General features: G+C 60.7%; 6 protein-coding genes and 5 pseudogenes. 6 read left to right on the top strand and 5 right to left on the bottom strand.

The features are described from left to right. The first annotated feature begins 54 nt into the window (after positions 1 to 54). Positions 55 to 1143, top strand: a complete 1089-nt coding sequence (gene ltrA / locus ACZ89F_RS24765; protein ID WP_476094636.1) for a group II intron reverse transcriptase/maturase — start codon at positions 55 to 57, stop codon at positions 1141 to 1143. Between the two features lie 216 nt (positions 1144 to 1359). Here ltrA and ACZ89F_RS24760 read toward each other — a convergent pair whose 3' ends face one another. From ACZ89F_RS24760 to ACZ89F_RS24740, 5 genes and pseudogenes are all read right to left on the bottom strand, one after another. Continuing rightward, positions 1360 to 2289 carry a TniQ family protein gene (locus ACZ89F_RS24760; RefSeq protein ID WP_476097363.1) on the bottom strand — a complete coding sequence of 310 codons (930 nt, stop codon included), beginning with the start codon at positions 2287 to 2289 and terminating at the stop codon, positions 1360 to 1362. Further along, positions 2289 to 3166: pseudogene (locus ACZ89F_RS24755) on the bottom strand (TniB family NTP-binding protein). Before ACZ89F_RS24755 ends, ACZ89F_RS24760 begins: the two are co-directional and overlap by 1 nt. Positions 3167 to 3178: 12 nt before the next feature. Continuing rightward, positions 3179 to 4792 carry a transposase gene (locus tag ACZ89F_RS24750; protein WP_476094635.1) on the bottom strand — a complete coding sequence of 538 codons (1614 nt, stop codon included), beginning with the start codon at positions 4790 to 4792 and terminating at the stop codon, positions 3179 to 3181. Positions 4793 to 4935: 143 nt separating this feature from the next. Beyond that, positions 4936 to 5469, bottom strand: a complete 534-nt coding sequence (locus tag ACZ89F_RS24745; RefSeq protein WP_476094633.1) for a hypothetical protein — start codon at positions 5467 to 5469, stop codon at positions 4936 to 4938. Positions 5470 to 6803: 1334 nt separating this feature from the next. After that, a pseudogene (locus tag ACZ89F_RS24740) lies at positions 6804 to 7671 on the bottom strand (IS5 family transposase); the annotation flags it as partial. Between the two features lie 52 nt (positions 7672 to 7723). On the opposite strand from ACZ89F_RS24740, the pseudogene ACZ89F_RS24735 reads away from it, so the two are divergent. From ACZ89F_RS24735 to dinB, 5 genes and pseudogenes are all read left to right on the top strand, one after another. Next, positions 7724 to 8146, top strand: a pseudogene (locus ACZ89F_RS24735) (IS6 family transposase); the annotation flags it as partial. A 114-nt stretch (positions 8147 to 8260) separates the two neighbouring features. Then, on the top strand, positions 8261 to 8425 hold the full coding sequence (locus tag ACZ89F_RS24730) for a group II intron maturase-specific domain-containing protein (RefSeq protein WP_476097362.1): 165 nt from the start codon (positions 8261 to 8263) through the stop codon (positions 8423 to 8425). 125 nt (positions 8426 to 8550) lie between these two features. After that, complete coding sequence (locus ACZ89F_RS24725) at positions 8551 to 13737, top strand: Ulp1 family isopeptidase (protein ID WP_476094631.1); 5187 nt, start codon at positions 8551 to 8553, stop codon at positions 13735 to 13737. A gap of 519 nt (positions 13738 to 14256) precedes the next feature. Then, a pseudogene (locus ACZ89F_RS24720) lies at positions 14257 to 14454 on the top strand (DUF2130 domain-containing protein); the annotation flags it as partial. Positions 14455 to 14678: 224 nt separating this feature from the next. Further along, positions 14679 to 15795 (top strand): annotated as a pseudogene (gene dinB / locus ACZ89F_RS24715) (DNA polymerase IV). Positions 15796 to 15832 lie beyond the last annotated feature (37 nt).

Raw genomic sequence — 15832 nt, 5'->3', positions numbered from 1 at the left:
ACCAAGGGGAACGCGGAACAGCAACATATGCACCGGACACAGAGCCGGGCTCGCATGTCCCAGTCGCTGGACCGCGTACGGAAGGCCGCAAGGCTGAGGAAGAAGGAGAAGTTCACCGCGCTCTTCCACCACATCAATGTCGATACACTGCGGACGGCGTTCTACGCGTTGAAGCGCAAGGCCGCTCCCGGGGTGGATGGCATGACGTGGCAGGACTATGAGGCAGACCTCGAGCCTCGGCTCAGGGACCTGCACGAACGGGTTCATCGGGGAGCGTACCGCCCGCAACCGTCTCGCCGGACGTACATACCGAAGGCAGACGGAAAGCAGCGGCCGCTGGCGATTGCAGCCCTGGAAGACAAAATCGTCCAAGGGGCAACCGTCATGGTGCTCAATGCCATCTATGAAGGCGACTTCTGCGGCTTCTCCTATGGGTTCCGACCAGGAAAAGGGCCGCACGATGCATTGGATGCACTGTGCGTAGCGATCAACACGCGGAAGGTGAACTGGATTGTAGACGCCGATATCCAGAACTTTTTCGGGAGCGTAAGCCAGGATTGGCTCGTTCGCTTCCTGGAACATAGGATCGGCGACAAGCGCATCATCCGCCTGATCCGGAAATGGCTGAAGGCGGGCATTCTCGAAGACGGGATCGTGACGGTAGATGACAGGGGAACGGGTCAAGGCTCGGTGATTTCGCCGCTTCTGGCCAATATCTACTTGCACTACGTCCTCGACCTGTGGGCTCAGCGCTGGCGACAGCGCGAAGCCACGGGCGATATGATCATCGTGCGTTATGCCGATGACCTGATCGTCGGTTTCGAGCGCGAGGACGACGCTCGTCGCTTCCTCGATGCGATGCGCGCGAGGCTTGAGGAGTTCATGCTGTCGCTCCATCCGGACAAGACCCGCCTGATTGAGTTCGGCCGCTTCGCGGCGGTTGATCGCAAGAAGCGTGGGCTCGGCAAACCGGAGACCTTCGCATTCCTGGGATTTACCTTCATCTGCGGAAAATCGCGCAAGGGGCGCTTCTTGCTTAGGCGGAAGACCCGAAGCGACCGCATGCGGGCGAAGCTCAAGGACATCAAGGCGGAGCTGCGGCGTCGCATGCATTGGCCCATCCCCGAACAGGGAAGTGGCTGAGGCAGGTCGTGACAGGTCATTTCGCCTATCATGCGGTCCCGACGAATGGCCGGACGCTCTCGGCGTTCCGGCACCATGTAACCGATCTCTGGCGGCGGACGCTTCGGCGCCGCAGCCAACGAGACGGCTTCACCTGGGCCCGCATGACGAAGCTGACTGACGACTGGCTCCCCAAACCGCGCATCCTTCACCCGTGGCCCAATGAGCGCTTCGCCGTCAGCCACCCAAGGTAGGAGCCGAGTGCTCGAATCGGGCTCGCTCGGATCTGAGCGGGGGGCGCCCAGTAATGGGCGTCCCTACCGCGATGTGCATCTGCGATGAAGCTTTCCACTTACGAGTTCGGGCTATCATGCTCTCGACTGAGTCAGTGAACCGGACCCTATTGTCACCCATCATGTGACCACGCAGCATTCGGAGCATTTCGGGTCCAGCGCGCTCGACGATGGCGATTCCCGCCAGCAGAGCGGGCCGCATGTGAAGCGGCAGGATCGGCTTTGCAGGCGTGGGCAGGTTCTCCTGTTCCGCGCCAACGACACGGTCGAGATCGGGGATGATTGCGCCGAGCACCCGGAAGCGCCAAAGGTCGCTCTCGCGTGGTATAGGTCTTGGAATGCGTCGCATCAGGAGAAGCCGGGCAATTTCGGCTGGCGATGTCCAGGTTCCGATACCACGTTCGACTTCATCGTCGAGCAGCTTTTCGCCACGAAGAGCGGCAGTCCGATATTGCCGGAAAGGGGAGGCGAGTTCGCGACCGCCGGCATCCCGGAGGTGGTCTCCGCACAAAGGGCACGTGATGCGCCACCCCAGAAGCTGGCTTCGCAGGATCGGCTCCGGCTCCGTATGTCCCGGGCTGCAGCTGGTGCAGACCTGCGTTGGCCGCGTGGCGATGAACCGACGCGATGGTTGCGCGACATTTGCGAAGGTCATTCGGCGCACTGCGGCCGACTCGGTGGCGAACATCTTGGCCAGGCGGATTTCCTGATCACTGCTCAGATGGAGATCGGCCGCGCGTAACGCGGAGGCCTCCGGCAGGCAATGCCGAAGCATGACCAGCGGTGGAACCGAGTAAAAGGCGGCATGCCGGCCGATCCAGGATGACAGCAGTTCGTCCGCGACAGGTGACAACCTCACTGGCAACTGCCGCATCATGCGAACGCCGCCTCGGCATCAAATTCCGGCTCCCAATTCTCGACCGCTTCGTCTGTGATATGCTCGCGGCCACTCTCGATGGCCTCGACTGCAAGGCTATTGATCATATGGAAGATGCTGGCGGTGATACCCTCGGTGATCTGCAAGATTCGTCGCAGCGATTTCGGCGTAAGCACCGAGGGTCGACGCAGCGGCGTGTTGCGCAGGATCGAGGCCACCAGGGTCTCGAACTGTTCGTTTGCAGCCCACTCAAGGTGAACTGCTCGAACCGGCGCGCAAGCTGGACGTCACCACTGATGGCCTCCCGCGCCTCATTGACGCCGAAGCAGACCAGGGAGATCTGCAGACGATTGCTGAGGAAGCGGAGCGTATTCAGGACGATGCGTTGCTCGCGGTAGGATCCGGCGAGGATGTTGTGCACCTCGTCGATGACCAGCACCTGCACGCCGATCGCTTCTATGATCCGCAACGCCGCCTGTTCCATCTGGGCGATGTCGGCGCGAGGCCGCTGCGGCGCGCCGAGAAGGGTAAGCAGTTCAGCGTAGAACCGTCGCTCGCCGGGACGGCTAGTCATTTCCATGGCCAGGACCGGTGTCTTTAGCGTGCCCGTCAGCGGATCGAAGCTCGGCGGGTGCTCGTCCCGGAACCGCTTCATAATCATGGTCTTTCCCATGCCGCTGTCGCCATAGATCGCGACCGAGGGCATGCGCGTGCCTCGCGGATGGTCGAGGAGGCCGCTCAGCCGGTCGAGCGCCTGCTTGGCGCGCGGGTAGAGAACCCAGCGGCGTGATCGTATCGCTCGAGTGCGTCGCTCGTCAGTTTCGGCAAGCAGTGCCGCTGCGCTGGCGGTCAGGTGGGAGACTTCATCGTTCATATTCACTCCAGCTCAATCCGTATCCTCGACAAAGGGTACAGGTTTGCTGGAGTCGACACCGCGGAGCGAGCCCCATCCCCGATCGTCCACCTTCGATTTTGACGAAGCCTTGCCGCGGCGCGCCGCCGCTGTCTTTCTGGTCGCCGCGTCGACCAGTTCTCGCTGCGCCATCGCGGTGCGGACGATGGCGCCGGTGTCGACTTCACGGCGGCCTTTCGCCAGCAGGGTGCGTCGGGCGGTCAGCGCCTCGTGCAGGGTTATCGAGGGCAGGGTGACGTCGGCATAACGGGCTTCCACAAAGTTCCCTGATGGCCGTCGAACGAAGATGCGCGCTAGGTCGCGCGGATCGTACTTCACAAGCAGGCGGCGGTCAGAACGTCCGACGTCGGCGCTGAGCGCCGCCGACCAGTAGCGCAGGCCGAACAGATGAATCCCGGTCGGCCGCAAGGTGCGCTCCTGCTCAGGCAGGAAGGTCAGCCAGAAGCGGAGCCGATCCTGTGGCAGTCGAAGCGGGATCTCGCCATCGTGCTCCCGCCAGACCGCAATCGGCGGGCGGCCCAGGGAGCTGTGGATCGACTGATGGTAGGAGCCGACGATATCGAGGGCGATGTAGCGCTCGAGTTCCCTCAAAGTCAGCGCTGCGTGCCGCTTGGAGTTGTATTCGCCGAGCTCCTGTTCGTTGCTGAATGTTGTCCCGGGCAGCAGGTGCAGCTTTCCCATCTGCGTGCCGATCAGACGCTCGATGTGACCGCCGAAGCGCGGCTCGCCCGGCGGCCGCCATTCGATTGCCATACCGGCATCCTCACAACCTCTCTTGAATGCTCGACTTCGGAAGTCGGATCCGTTGTCGACATGTACTGTAGTCGGCAGGCCAGCTACGGGCCACGGCTCCCTGATCTCGCGTTCTCTCAACCATACCGACTTGTCGAAGACGGAATGCAAGAGGCACAGGCTGGTCGACAACCGCGACGGGGCGTCCATGGTGAGGTAGAACCCGGTGACCATCCGACTGCAGATGTCCATCGCCAAGGTCAGCCACGGCCGGCCGATCGGCTGCCGGGTCTCCTCGTCAACAACGAATACATCGGCTTTGGTATGGTCGATCTGGACCACCTCGAGGGGGCGGGAGGCACCGAACGCTCCGGGAACGGCCGTTGTCGCCTTCACGATCTTCTGTTCGCCGCGTCGCCTGGCACGCTTCTGGAGGTCGATGTCCTCAAGGCGAGCGACGATCGTTCTGCGATGCGGCGGCTTCAGTCCCGCCGACATGCAGTTCGTCTGCACGTCCCGGACCAGCTGCGAGACCGTCGGTCGTGTCCGCTTCAGGTAGAACGCGTTGATGGTCCTCCGGACGATTTCCTCACGCTTCTCATCCAGTGTGCGATGACCCTCCGGCCGCCCGCGTTTGCGGTCCACAAGCGACAGGACGGTTCCGCCGGCGCGGAACAGCTTGACCAGGCGGTAAGCTGTAGCTTGGCTAAGGCCGAGCTCGGCCGCTAGCCCCGCAACATTTCCGGCCGTAGTGCGGCCGGAGTGGCGCCTTAGAAAGCCGCGGATCGCATCCGCACGCCGGCATGCTTCATCCCAAAGCGCCTCATCAATTTCGTCGGGAAATGGGTCGCTCATGGAGGCTCACCAGTGAAAAAACTCCGAGAGCGCTATTCTCACATTAAGTGGTAAGCGCCAAGAGCGATTATCAAATTAACTGCTAATTCTCAAATTAAGTGCCGGCCTAAGCATTTGGAATCATTTGTATGGAATTCTCATAATTAAGTGCCAAGTGACATCTGCACCGCGTCCGGATTTTTGCTCGCCACCACCCGGCTTGCGGACGCTAAACAGCAGTCATAGAGGGGCGCCAAATCAGCAACTTTCCTCAATCGGCCAAGGTCGCTTCCCGCATGCCGTAATATGACCGGTGTGTCGGCTAATCGGCCAAAGATCGAAGCCGCAACGCCATACGGTTCAAGATACCATCCAATCACCACGTCGGGGCTACGCGACTTTGCTGCTGCGGTGGCGTTTCCAAGAAGTTGGCTTAGGTACGGCGGTGCCCATGGGATGTAAGAGAGCCTCGGCAGCGCCTCGACCTGCCGAATCTCAAGCTTTCCCGCCAAAAGGGCAACTGTGGCCTCGATGCTGGACGCCGACATCATTTGCCGGAATCCGTAACCCATGCTGTTGGCGTTGGAGATGAAAGTTACCGTATGGCCTGCGGCTACAAGATCGGTTGCCGCTACCCAAGTTGCCCTGGAGACGCCCCCCTCGATAGGAGGCATTTTACCGAACATCAAAATGTGCATGGGCCGCCCCTGCTCGTTGTCGGTCGAGTGGCTCGGCGAATGGCTTGGCCAGTCTGGCGCCAGCAATTTGCCGCGCTCCTTCCAAAAGTGTGCTTCAGCTTATGCATCCAGCAGCGCAGCCGTTGCAGCCTGCGCAGGCGCCACCTGCGTCGTGGGGCGAGCGCTTCGGGTTCGGCCAATACGCTCGGGGCGGTTCTTCCCGATAGACTGTTCTGTAGTCCTCCAGGAAAGCGAGGTACCGGTCGACAGTACGCTGCGAGGCTACACCGTGGGGCTCAGGAATATGGTGAAGGAATTGGCCCCCCACCTCCTCGCAAAATCGAGCGTAGTCTCTCGTGAAGATGACAAACATGTGCCATAGTTCATCGATCGCGCCCATCATCCCATATGAACTGCCGTACTGTCGGGCAGTCGCGCAAAGTGCCAGGAAACGGACAAGCTCGCGTTGATGGTCCTCTGCAACGGCTTTTGAGAAGCCGTACTGTTTGCGATACCTCGCAAGCACAATAGAAAGATCGAATCGTTCCGCGACTGCGGTTCGACGCAGGGCGTCTTGGACGAACCCATCCTCCTCTGCGCAGCCATGCGGAGCGCCTGTAGTTTGGTGTTTCAATGGCAGGGATTGCTGGACAGCCCCATTGCTTGATGCGGCACCGCTGTCCATAACAAGTGTTGCTTCAGTCATGAAAGTCTCCTTTTGGTCGGTTTCTGTTCGCACTTGCACGTTTGTGAGAACAGCTCTTAATCTGGCGACAACGCCATCGCCGGGCGCGTGTGCTTCCCTACTTGTTGAGGATCAGCCGCCATGGGCAGGGTCAGCCGAAAGAGCGCCACGTAACGCTCGATGACGCCTCGCGCTCGCCCCGGGATAAAAGTGTTGCTTGCGGGGGTGCGCGTCCGAGCGGCGAGCCATCCCTGCCACGGGTGGTGCTGCTTTGGACCCGACCCGAACCAGACATGTTGCTGTCCTTCCTTCGTCCCATCGATCGCGAGGGCATCCACGGCATGAGTCGGCAATTCTTGCCGCCTCGCCAACGGGGAACTCAAAAATTGTGCCAAACGACAAAGCAAGGTCGGAAAATCTCTGGGCACACCGGTCAACGGTTCACGCGAGAATTCAGCAGGAACTCAGGCCGAATACCCCGTGTCGGAGATGCGACAAATCCGACGCTACACGTGTTTTTAACTTAGCTACAATCTGTCTCAAAACAATTTAGAGATGAGACGAGTTTTGTATTGCTCGGTATTGTAGGCTCTGCCGCGGGCATGCGTTGGTGCACGGATCTGGAATTGAACGGATGGGGATCTTTGAAACGGCTGATCATGCCGTGGCTGCGGCGGACGGATTTCGGGCGTGCGCAGTCAAGCATGCGGTTGAGAACGGCGCAGCCGATGGCGACTTCGGTCTGCTGACCAGGCCGCGACCTGGCCCGCAGACGCCGCCCGATGATGGACTTGTATCGCCCGATTGCCGTTTCGACCAGCGAGCGTTTGCCGTAGCCGTTAGAGACCTGCCATTTCATCCGGCCGCCTCTGCCGATTGCGGCGATATGCTGGTCCCTTTGGCCGGGAGGTCTATCGTCGGTTGGTTCGACCGCGTTGGCGCGAGGCGGAATGACGATAGCCGCCGCCGCGCTGTGATCGATGACTGCATCATAGGTTGGCTTTCCATCATAGGCACCGTCGGCAGTAAACTGTCCGATCGGACCGTCAATCTGGTCGAGCAGTGGCGCAACTTGAGAGACATCGCCGGTGTCCTGATCAGTCAGGGTATGCGCAACGATCTCGCCACTATCGGCATCCAACGCCAGATGCAACTTGCGCCAGCCGCGAGGGGATCTGGCGCCATGCTTTTCCTCCAGCCACTGGCCCGCGCCGTAAACCTGTAGACCAGTGCTGTCGATAAGAACATGCAACGCTCCGGTCGGCAGGCCCTGGTGATCACGCCATTCCTTGGGCGATCGCCATGTCCGCGCCCCGACGGCTCAGGGTGGTATGATCGGGGACGGCAAGCGCCAGCCCCATCAATTGCAGCACAGATTCCAACAAGCCCTCTACTTGGCGCAGCCGCAGACCAAACACCAGGCCCAGCGTCAAGGCGGTCTCGATCGCCAGATCGGAATAACGGTGCTGGCCGCCCCGGGTCTTGCGTCTTGGTGCTTGCCATCCGGACAGGGCATCTGGTGTCAGCCACAAAGTCAGACTGGCACCGTAAAGTTAACCGACGGCTGATGAAGATGTGCGAACATGGGCCATGTCAGAAGTTGCTCGTGATCCGCTTTATCGTCGCCACCGCTTTCCCGCCGAGATCATTGCGCACGCGGTATGGCTCTACTTTCGCTTTCCGCTCAGCCTGCGCATGGTTGAGGACATGTTGGCGGCCCGCGGCATCATCGTCACGCATCAGACCATTCGAAGCTGGGCGGAGAAATTCGGGCGGCATTTCGCCCGGGAGATCAAGCGACGGTCAGCCGGCTGCCTGGGCGACAAATGGCATCTCGACGAATGTGTGGTGGCCATCAATGGCAAGAAGCAGTGGCTCTGGCGTGCCGTCGATCAGGACGGCTTCGTCCTCGAAGTGCTGGTGCAAAGCCGCCGAAATGCCAAGGCGGCAAAGCGTCTGATGCGCAAGTTGCTGAAGGCTCAAGGGCGGACACCACGGGTCATGATCACCGATCTGGAACAAAATCGCGTGTCTCGCCGCAGCGTGACAGCCGTCCCGGCCAGCTATCGCTGCATCAATCCGCTGATAACTTTACAGCGCCATTGATACAGAACCTGAACCCCTGTCATCCGGGGATGGACTATGTATCACCGCCACGTCGTCGCGAAAGCGAGCTTCTCATCGATAGACTCCCACATCGGGCAACGCTCTGGGAAATGGGCAAGTCGACGCCATTCCATGAATGCGAATCAGCGTCCCCACGTGACCCCACCCGCCACTGATATTCAATGACTTAGCCTAGCGGCGCGGAGGCCCTGCGCCGATTTACATGCTGTCTTGGCGGGGCACGTTGTCGTCAGGTTCTCGACAGCTTCCCTATGTCAGATCCAAGCTTATATTGCTGAAAGTGAGAACGGATGGATTTCACCTCGACCAAGCGGGTGCCCGGACAATCGAACAGGGCCGGCCTGCAAGATAGCTCACGTGCGGCTCCGTCCGTAGGTGCGGAGGGGTTTGAGCGGCAACTGAGCGAGATCGCCAATTCAGGTGGAGGTGGTGGAGCAATGCCGGCCGGCTCGGCGCCGCAGCCTGCTCAGTCATCTAAGTATTTGAGAAGGATCAGCAAGCGCCCTCTTCATTTCAGGGATGAAGACTTTATCCTCAGTCTTGAGGAGGCCCTCATCAAGGGCAACGCCGGGGAGGGAACCGTCAAGAACAATGTAGGTATTCTTCTCCGCTTTGGCCATTGGCTCTTCGCAAACAACAAAGATCCCATCAAGGGTCGGCTCGACAAGCAGTCGGTGACGGATGATGCGCGCGAGTTCATCGGAAAGGGTGATCCCGCGAGACTCCTTACGGCAATAGCTCATCTCCGGACCTCGCAGTCGACGGGCGGAATCGTGCCGATCCCAGGTCGCGCTGAGTTGACTCCTCACCCCGAGGATGTGGCCCTCATCGATGAGTACAAAAACGAAGCAGCGACAAATACCGGCGATACGAATGCAACTGCTCTTAGGAGCTTCAGTGACTACCTACGTCAAAACAACAAGAAGGGCATTGCTGGTCGGCTTTCCGACGAGGCGTTGGATGTAGATGTCAAGGGCTATAAGGAGGACGCCTGTGGTTATCTGAACATCGGCGCCGCACTAGCTCATCTCCGGAGAGTGCACGCCGGCGCTAACGATTGCCCAAAGGAGCTTGCTGCGGCAGCCCACGATCAGGATGTGCGTTTGGAGCTGATGGAGAAACCCGGCCCGTCGTCCTCGGCGCTGCGGCCAGCCCGGCTTCGCAGGCAGCAACCGCCTCTCCATCCCCAGGATGCTTCCCTTATTTTGGGGCTTGAGGAGGCCCTCATCAACGGTAATGCCGCCGAACTCACCGTCAAGAATTATGTCCGTTCTCTTCTCCGCTTTGGCCGCTGGCTCTTCGCACACAACAAAGATCCCATTAAGGATCGGCTCGATCACGGGTCGCTGACCGATGATGCGCGCGAGTTCATCGGAAAGGGTGACCTCGCGAGGCTCCTTAAGGCAATAGGCCATCTCCGGACCGCGCAGTCGACCGGCGGGATCGTGCCGATCGCAGGCCCCGCTGAGTTGACGCCGCATCCGGAAGACGCGGCTCTCATCAACCAGTACAGAGACGAAGCCCAGACAAGTAACGGCAGATGCAATGCAACGGCTCTTAGGAGCTTCAGTGACTACCTGCGTCAAAACAACAAGAAGGGCATTGCTGGTCGGCTTACCGACGGGGCATTGGATGGAGATGTCAAGGCCTATAAAGAGGGCGCCGGTGGTAATCAAAGGATCGGTTCCGCACTCACCCATCTCCGAAAATCGCACGCCGGCGCTAAAGCGATGGCGCTCAAGCGCCATATTCCCCCCGTTCCTGATCCCGAGGACGCGGCACTGATGGAGCCGAGGCGGGTCGGCAAGGCGATTGCGCAACACAGCGCGTCGCAGGAAGCTGGCAGTTGGCCAAAGGAGCTTCCTGCGCCAGCCCACGATCAGGATGTGCGTTTGGAGCTGATGGACGAACCCGGCCCGTCGTCTTCGACGCCGCAGCCGGCTCAGTCAGCTCGGCTTCCCAGGAATCAGCCTCTTTATCCCGAGGATGCTCCGCTGATTTCGGGGCTTAAGGACGCCCTCAGCAAGGGCAGTGCCTCCGAGCGCACCGCCAGGAACGACGTAGGTCTTCTTCTCAGCTTTGGCCGCGAACCCGGCCCGTCGTCTTCGACGCCGCAGCCGGCTCAGCTTCGCAGGAATCAGCCTCTTTATCCCGAGGATGCTCCGCTGATTTCGGGGCTTAAGGACGCCCTCAGCAAGGGCAGTGCCTCCGAGCGCACCGCCAGGAACGACGTAGGTCTTCTTCTCAGCTTTGGCCGCGAACCCGGCCCGTCGTCTTCGGCGCCGCAGCCGGCTCAGTCAGCTCGGCTTCGCAGGAACCAGCCTCTTTATCCCGAGGATGCTCCGCTGATTTCAGGGCTTAAGGATGCCCTCATCAACGCCTCCGAGCGCACCGTCAGGGCCTATGTAGGTTCTCTTCTCAGCTTTGGCCGCTGGCTCTTCGCAAACAACAAAGATCCCATTAAGGATCGGCTCGACCACGGGTCCCTGACCGAGGATGCGCGCGAGTTCATCGGAAAGCGTGATCCCACGATACTCCTTGCGGCAATAGATCATCTCCGGACCTCGCAGTCGACGGGCGGAATCGTGCCGATCGCAGGCCGCGCTAAGTTGACTCCGTATCCTCAGGACGCGGCTCTCATTCAAGAGTACAGAGACGAAGCAGCGATACAGACCGGCAAAAGGAATGCAACTGCTCTTAGGAGCTTCAGTGACTACCTGCGTCAAAACAACAAGAAGGGCATTGCTGGTCGGCTTTCCGACGGGGCGTTGGATGGAGATGTCAAGGGCTATAAGGAGGACGCCGGTGGTGACGTAAGGATCGGTTACGCACTGGCCCATCTCCGGAAATCGCACGCCGGCGCTAAAGCGATGGAGCTCGAACGCCATATTCCCCCGGTTCCTGATCCCGAAGACGCGGCACTGATCGAGCCGAGGCCGGTCGGCGAGGCGATTGCGCAGCACAGCGCGTCGCAGGAAACTGGCAGTTGGCCAAAGGAGCTTGCTGCGGCCGCCCACGATCAAGATGTGCGTTTGGAGCTGATGGACGAACCGGGCCCGTCGTCCTCAGCGCTGCGGCCGGCTCAGTCAACTCGGCTTCGCAGGCAGCGGCCTCGGGAGCAGAAGCCTCTCTATCCCCAGGATGCTTCCCTTATTTTGGGCCTTGAGGAGGCTCTCATCAAGGGTAATGCCGCCGAACTCACCGTCAAGAATAATGTAAGCATTCTTCGCCGCTTTGGCGGCTGGCTCTTCGAAAAGAACAAAACGAGCATTGTTGCTCGGCTCAACAGCACGTCACTGTCCGATGGCGGTGGGGTGCTCGAGTTCATCGGAGAGGGTGATCCCAGCAAACTCGTTGCGGCATTAGATCATCTCCGGACCTTTCAGTCGACGGGCAGAGTCGTGCTGCGCACACGCCGCGCTCGCAATCCTCGCCCCCAGAACGTGACGCTCATCAATTCCGAAGGCGCGGCGCCGACGGAGTCGAGGCGGGTCGCCGCTGCGCAGCACGGCGCGTCGCACCAAGCTGGCAACTGGGCACAGGAGCTTCCTGCGGCAGCGCACGATCAGGATGTGCGTTTGGGGCTGATGGACGCAGCCGGCCCGCCGTCATCTCTCGAGCCCGCAGCGCGCCATGACCAGGCACCAGATCCCGGAGTGTCCAATCACCAGCGGTCCCCGGACGAGCTGATGGGTGCACCTGCCTGGAGCAACCTCCTGCCAAGCGAGGAGGTCCTCATCGAGGATGAGCTTGACACAGCTGAGTTGAGGTCATCGAAGAGGCGGCGGACCCTGGACGATCTGCAAGGCCTTGCCGCCGAGCGGCAGCTGAGCGAGATCGCTAATTCAGGCGGTCGCCTGCTGACGCCGGCCGCCACCCATCAACTGGGTGCATCGCCATGGGAGGCGCGGCCGATGATGCAGGGGAGCGGGTACGAAGACGCCGCGGCGCCGCATGCGATCGCGACGTCCGTCGGGGACGCCGCTGCGCAGCAGGGACCTGTCAGTTGGCCATCGGTCGGCGCGGAAGGTTACGGTCAGGATCTGATGGTTGAAGACGGCCCACCCTGGTCCGGAGTTCCCCCTGAGCAGGCGCAGGACATAGTCCAAGCTGGATGGCAGGAAGCTGCCAGGTCCACGTCAACCTGGTCGCTGCAGATGCCGCTCAACTTTGATTGGAGTATGTGGCCAACCTCGGAACCAGCGCCAGTGCACTATGTCAGGGCTCGCTCAGAGACCTACGGCGATTTTGAGGCAGCGGTTGATCCCAATCCGCCCGGGCCAGTACCGGGTCATCACCAGGACGCTCGACAGCCCGGCTCGCCGCTGGCGCTTTCTCCACTGCCAGACTCCTCGGACGAGGAAGCTATGGCGTGGTTGAGCGAGGAATTGGAACGGCGGCAGATGCTCCGCGATACGGAGTGGCAGTCCATGATGCAAGGGACAGGGTCCGCCGCCGTTCCGGGGGCGGGAGAACCCAATGAGGTTCAGCTCATCCATCACCCTCGACCTCGGCCCATGAGTGAAGCTGCGCCAGCGGCAGCGGCAAGAGCTCCCCAACCCGCCTCGCCAGCAACCGCCAGCCTGCCAGGCACCTACCGCGGTCTTCCAGTGGTTGATGTGACGACGCTAACGACCAGTTCCTGCGATGCTCAGATCGGGGCGTTCGATCCGACAGCCTCGTCCAAGGTCGCCAACGGATCGGTGCTCGGCGCCACCGAGTGGCTGAGCGACGCCCATATCCAGAGGGATTACCATTTGCTGGAGGGGCAACTGCAGGGGATCAATCCGAGGCTCGCCGCCCGGACACGGCTGGTGGATCCGTCGGTATCCCATCTCCTGCGTCACGTGGGGTCGAACACCGCGCAACACACATTGCAGTCCATCTATAATCAAAACACCGCCCCAGCCGACTTCCTGTTCGTGCCACTGAACAATGGCACTCCTACTCACCCCGGCACCCATTGGTCGCTGCTGCTCGTTGATCGCCGCAACCCGGAAAGGCGGTTCGCCTATCACTACGACTCCCGCCAGCGAGAGGGATACAACCACGCGCCTGCAACACAGCTCGCACGACTGCTGAACGCCACCTTGGCGCCAGCCCCCATGGCCCGACAGCCGAACGATTATGATTGCGGCGTCTTTGTAGTGGACGGCACGCGAACGCTGGTTGGACGATTGGTCGACGGGCAGCGGCCAGACCACGAGCCGCTGCACCTCGACAACCTCGTCGCCGATCGGCAGGCGCTGCAAGACCGGCTGAGAGGGCGCTTGCCGCACGAGCAAGAGCCCCGGCAGCTGTTGGATGCTGAACCCGCCTCCCCAGCAATGATGGCCTTCGACCCAGAGGAACTCCGGCGACTGCTGGATGATGAGCCTGCCTCCTCTTCGCCAAGAGGTATTTCGACCCCAAATGCGCGGACCGACGGTGTTCATCAGCCAATCCAGGCGCCGTGGCTCCCTGAACGCAAAAGTTGACTTTGCGGTGGAGGGGCAGGAGGGGGCGGTCACGGAACTATCGGTTGCGTCGGCGCCTTTCCACCCGGACGGGTGGGTGGGAGGAGATGCCGTGGCGGATGATGATCCCGCCATCGCCGGCGAGGACTTCCCTTGCGAGAAGGCGCAGCACGCGTGCTGGTACTGTCGGCACGACAGGCAAGAAGGATCTGATCGGTTTCCATTGGCGTGCGGAGAGTGTGCAGAGCTGGCGTGAGCTGCTGATCGGGATGTGTTGCAACGTTTTTGTTACTCGCGAGAGGCAAGGCGGATGCTTCAACCATTTCAGAGGGTTGTGATGTTCAAAGGCCGCAGTTCGAGCCATCTGTGATCCTGCTTTGCGCGCGCTGGTACCAGGCCTCACATGGGCTTCTTGGGGAGCATGAGGAACTGTGGGGCAGTCACGTTGCGACCTACCAAACGGGCACTTTCTGTGGCGCGGTTCCGGCCCGTTCAGAGAGCCTCCATCACCGACCGCCCCACAGTTCCTCATGCTCCCCTGATATGCAGGAGGACCTAGCCCGGGAACGCAAGGCCACAACACGCCTGTGGGCCAAGCGGGAGGCTCAGATCCAAGGCGTCATCGAATCGACCGTCGAGATGTACGGCGACTTGCAAGGCATCGCCGGAAAGGTGATGCAGGAGATTGAGGCCTTGGATGTGCTGGCAATAGAAGCATCCCGGCCAGATTCCGAATAGACCAGCATGCAGCTCAACAGGAACACGATTGGCAATCTGGAGCGGCTTCCCCCGACGTAACTATCGGACTCCTTCGGATGGCGTAAGCAAAAGAAGCCCGCCGCACCTAAGGCAAACGTCGTCGGCCGATCGCTGTGGCCTGTCAGACCGGCCGCTCAGAGGTCGACGTCGGCGCGCGGATGAGAGGCATATGGAGGTGAGCCGGCAATCGAGGCAGACGAGTCATGGAAGACGCCGTCACAAGCGAAGCTGCTGGGGCTGAGAGGCCTGCGCTGCAGCGGAAGATCGTCCATGTAGATATGGACGCGTTCTACGCTTCGGTAGAGCAGCGCGACAGACCGGAGCTGCGGGGCAAACCGGTCGCCGTCGGGCACGCCCTCGACCGTGGCGTGGTCGCAGCTGCGAGCTATGAGGCTCGCAAGTTCGGCGTTCACTCGGCGATGCCCTCCGTGACGGCGAGGCGCAAATGCCCTGATCTGATTTTCGTCAAACCCCGGTTCGACGTCTACAAGGCGGTCTCGCAGCAAATCCGGGAGATCTTCGCCGAGCACACGCCGCTGATCGAACCGCTTTCGCTGGACGAGGCCTATCTCGACGTGACCGAAAACATGCACGGGTTCGCCACGGCAACCGAGATCGCCGAGGCGATCCGGGCGAAGATCAAGGCGAAGACCGGCCTTACCGCCTCACCCGGTGTCAGCTACAACAAGTTCCTCGCCAAGATGGCCTCCGATCAGGGCAAGCCTGATGGGCTATTCGTTATCACGCCGAAGATGGGGCCGAGCTTCGTCGAAGTGCTCCCGGTGAAGAAATTCCACGGCATCGGTCCTGCCACCAATTCGAAGATGGAACGCACTCAGAATCCATACCGGCGCCGATCTGCGGGCGCAGACAATGCCGTTCCTGCAGGAACATTTCGGCAAGGCCGGACCATATTATTACTGGATATCGCGTGGCATCGACGAGCGACCGGTGCACCCTGATCGCGTCCGCAAGTCCGTAGGAGCGGAGGATACGTTTGCGCGGGATCTGTTCACGATAGCGGAGGCGCACGAAGGGCTGCGTCCGCTCATAGAAAAGGTCTGGCGGTATTGCGAAAACAACGAAATCCATGGGCGCACGGTGACGCTCAAGGTCAAGTATGCCGACTTCCGCCAGATTACGCGGCGTCGAACCAGTCACCAGATCATCCGCAGCCAAGCTGAGCTACAGACCATGGTATTTGACCTCCTCGATCCTGTTTTCCCGGTCGAGAAGGGAATTCGGCTGCTTGGCGTGACAATCTCCTCGCTTGAGGCTGAAATGGTCTCGGAAGAGGTTCAGATGAGTCTTGCAATCTGACAACTCGAGCTTTCTTGAAATGGCGGGCGACAGCCGA

The organism is Mesorhizobium sp. USDA 3734, assembly GCF_056279665.1.
This window is presented reverse-complemented; position numbering and strand designations above follow the sequence as displayed.

Excerpts from the sequence above, each read along its gene's own strand:
- ACZ89F_RS24745 (WP_476094633.1), bottom strand. The coding sequence starts at position 5,469 with ATGCACATTTTGATGTTCGGTAAAATGCCTCCTATCGAGGGGGGCGTC.
- ltrA (WP_476094636.1), top strand. The coding sequence starts at position 55 with ATGTCCCAGTCGCTGGACCGCGTACGGAAGGCCGCAAGGCTGAGGAAG.
- ACZ89F_RS24760 (WP_476097363.1), bottom strand. The coding sequence starts at position 2,289 with ATGCGGCAGTTGCCAGTGAGGTTGTCACCTGTCGCGGACGAACTGCTG.
- ACZ89F_RS24750 (WP_476094635.1), bottom strand. The coding sequence starts at position 4,792 with ATGAGCGACCCATTTCCCGACGAAATTGATGAGGCGCTTTGGGATGAA.
- ACZ89F_RS24725 (WP_476094631.1), top strand. The coding sequence starts at position 8,551 with ATGGATTTCACCTCGACCAAGCGGGTGCCCGGACAATCGAACAGGGCC.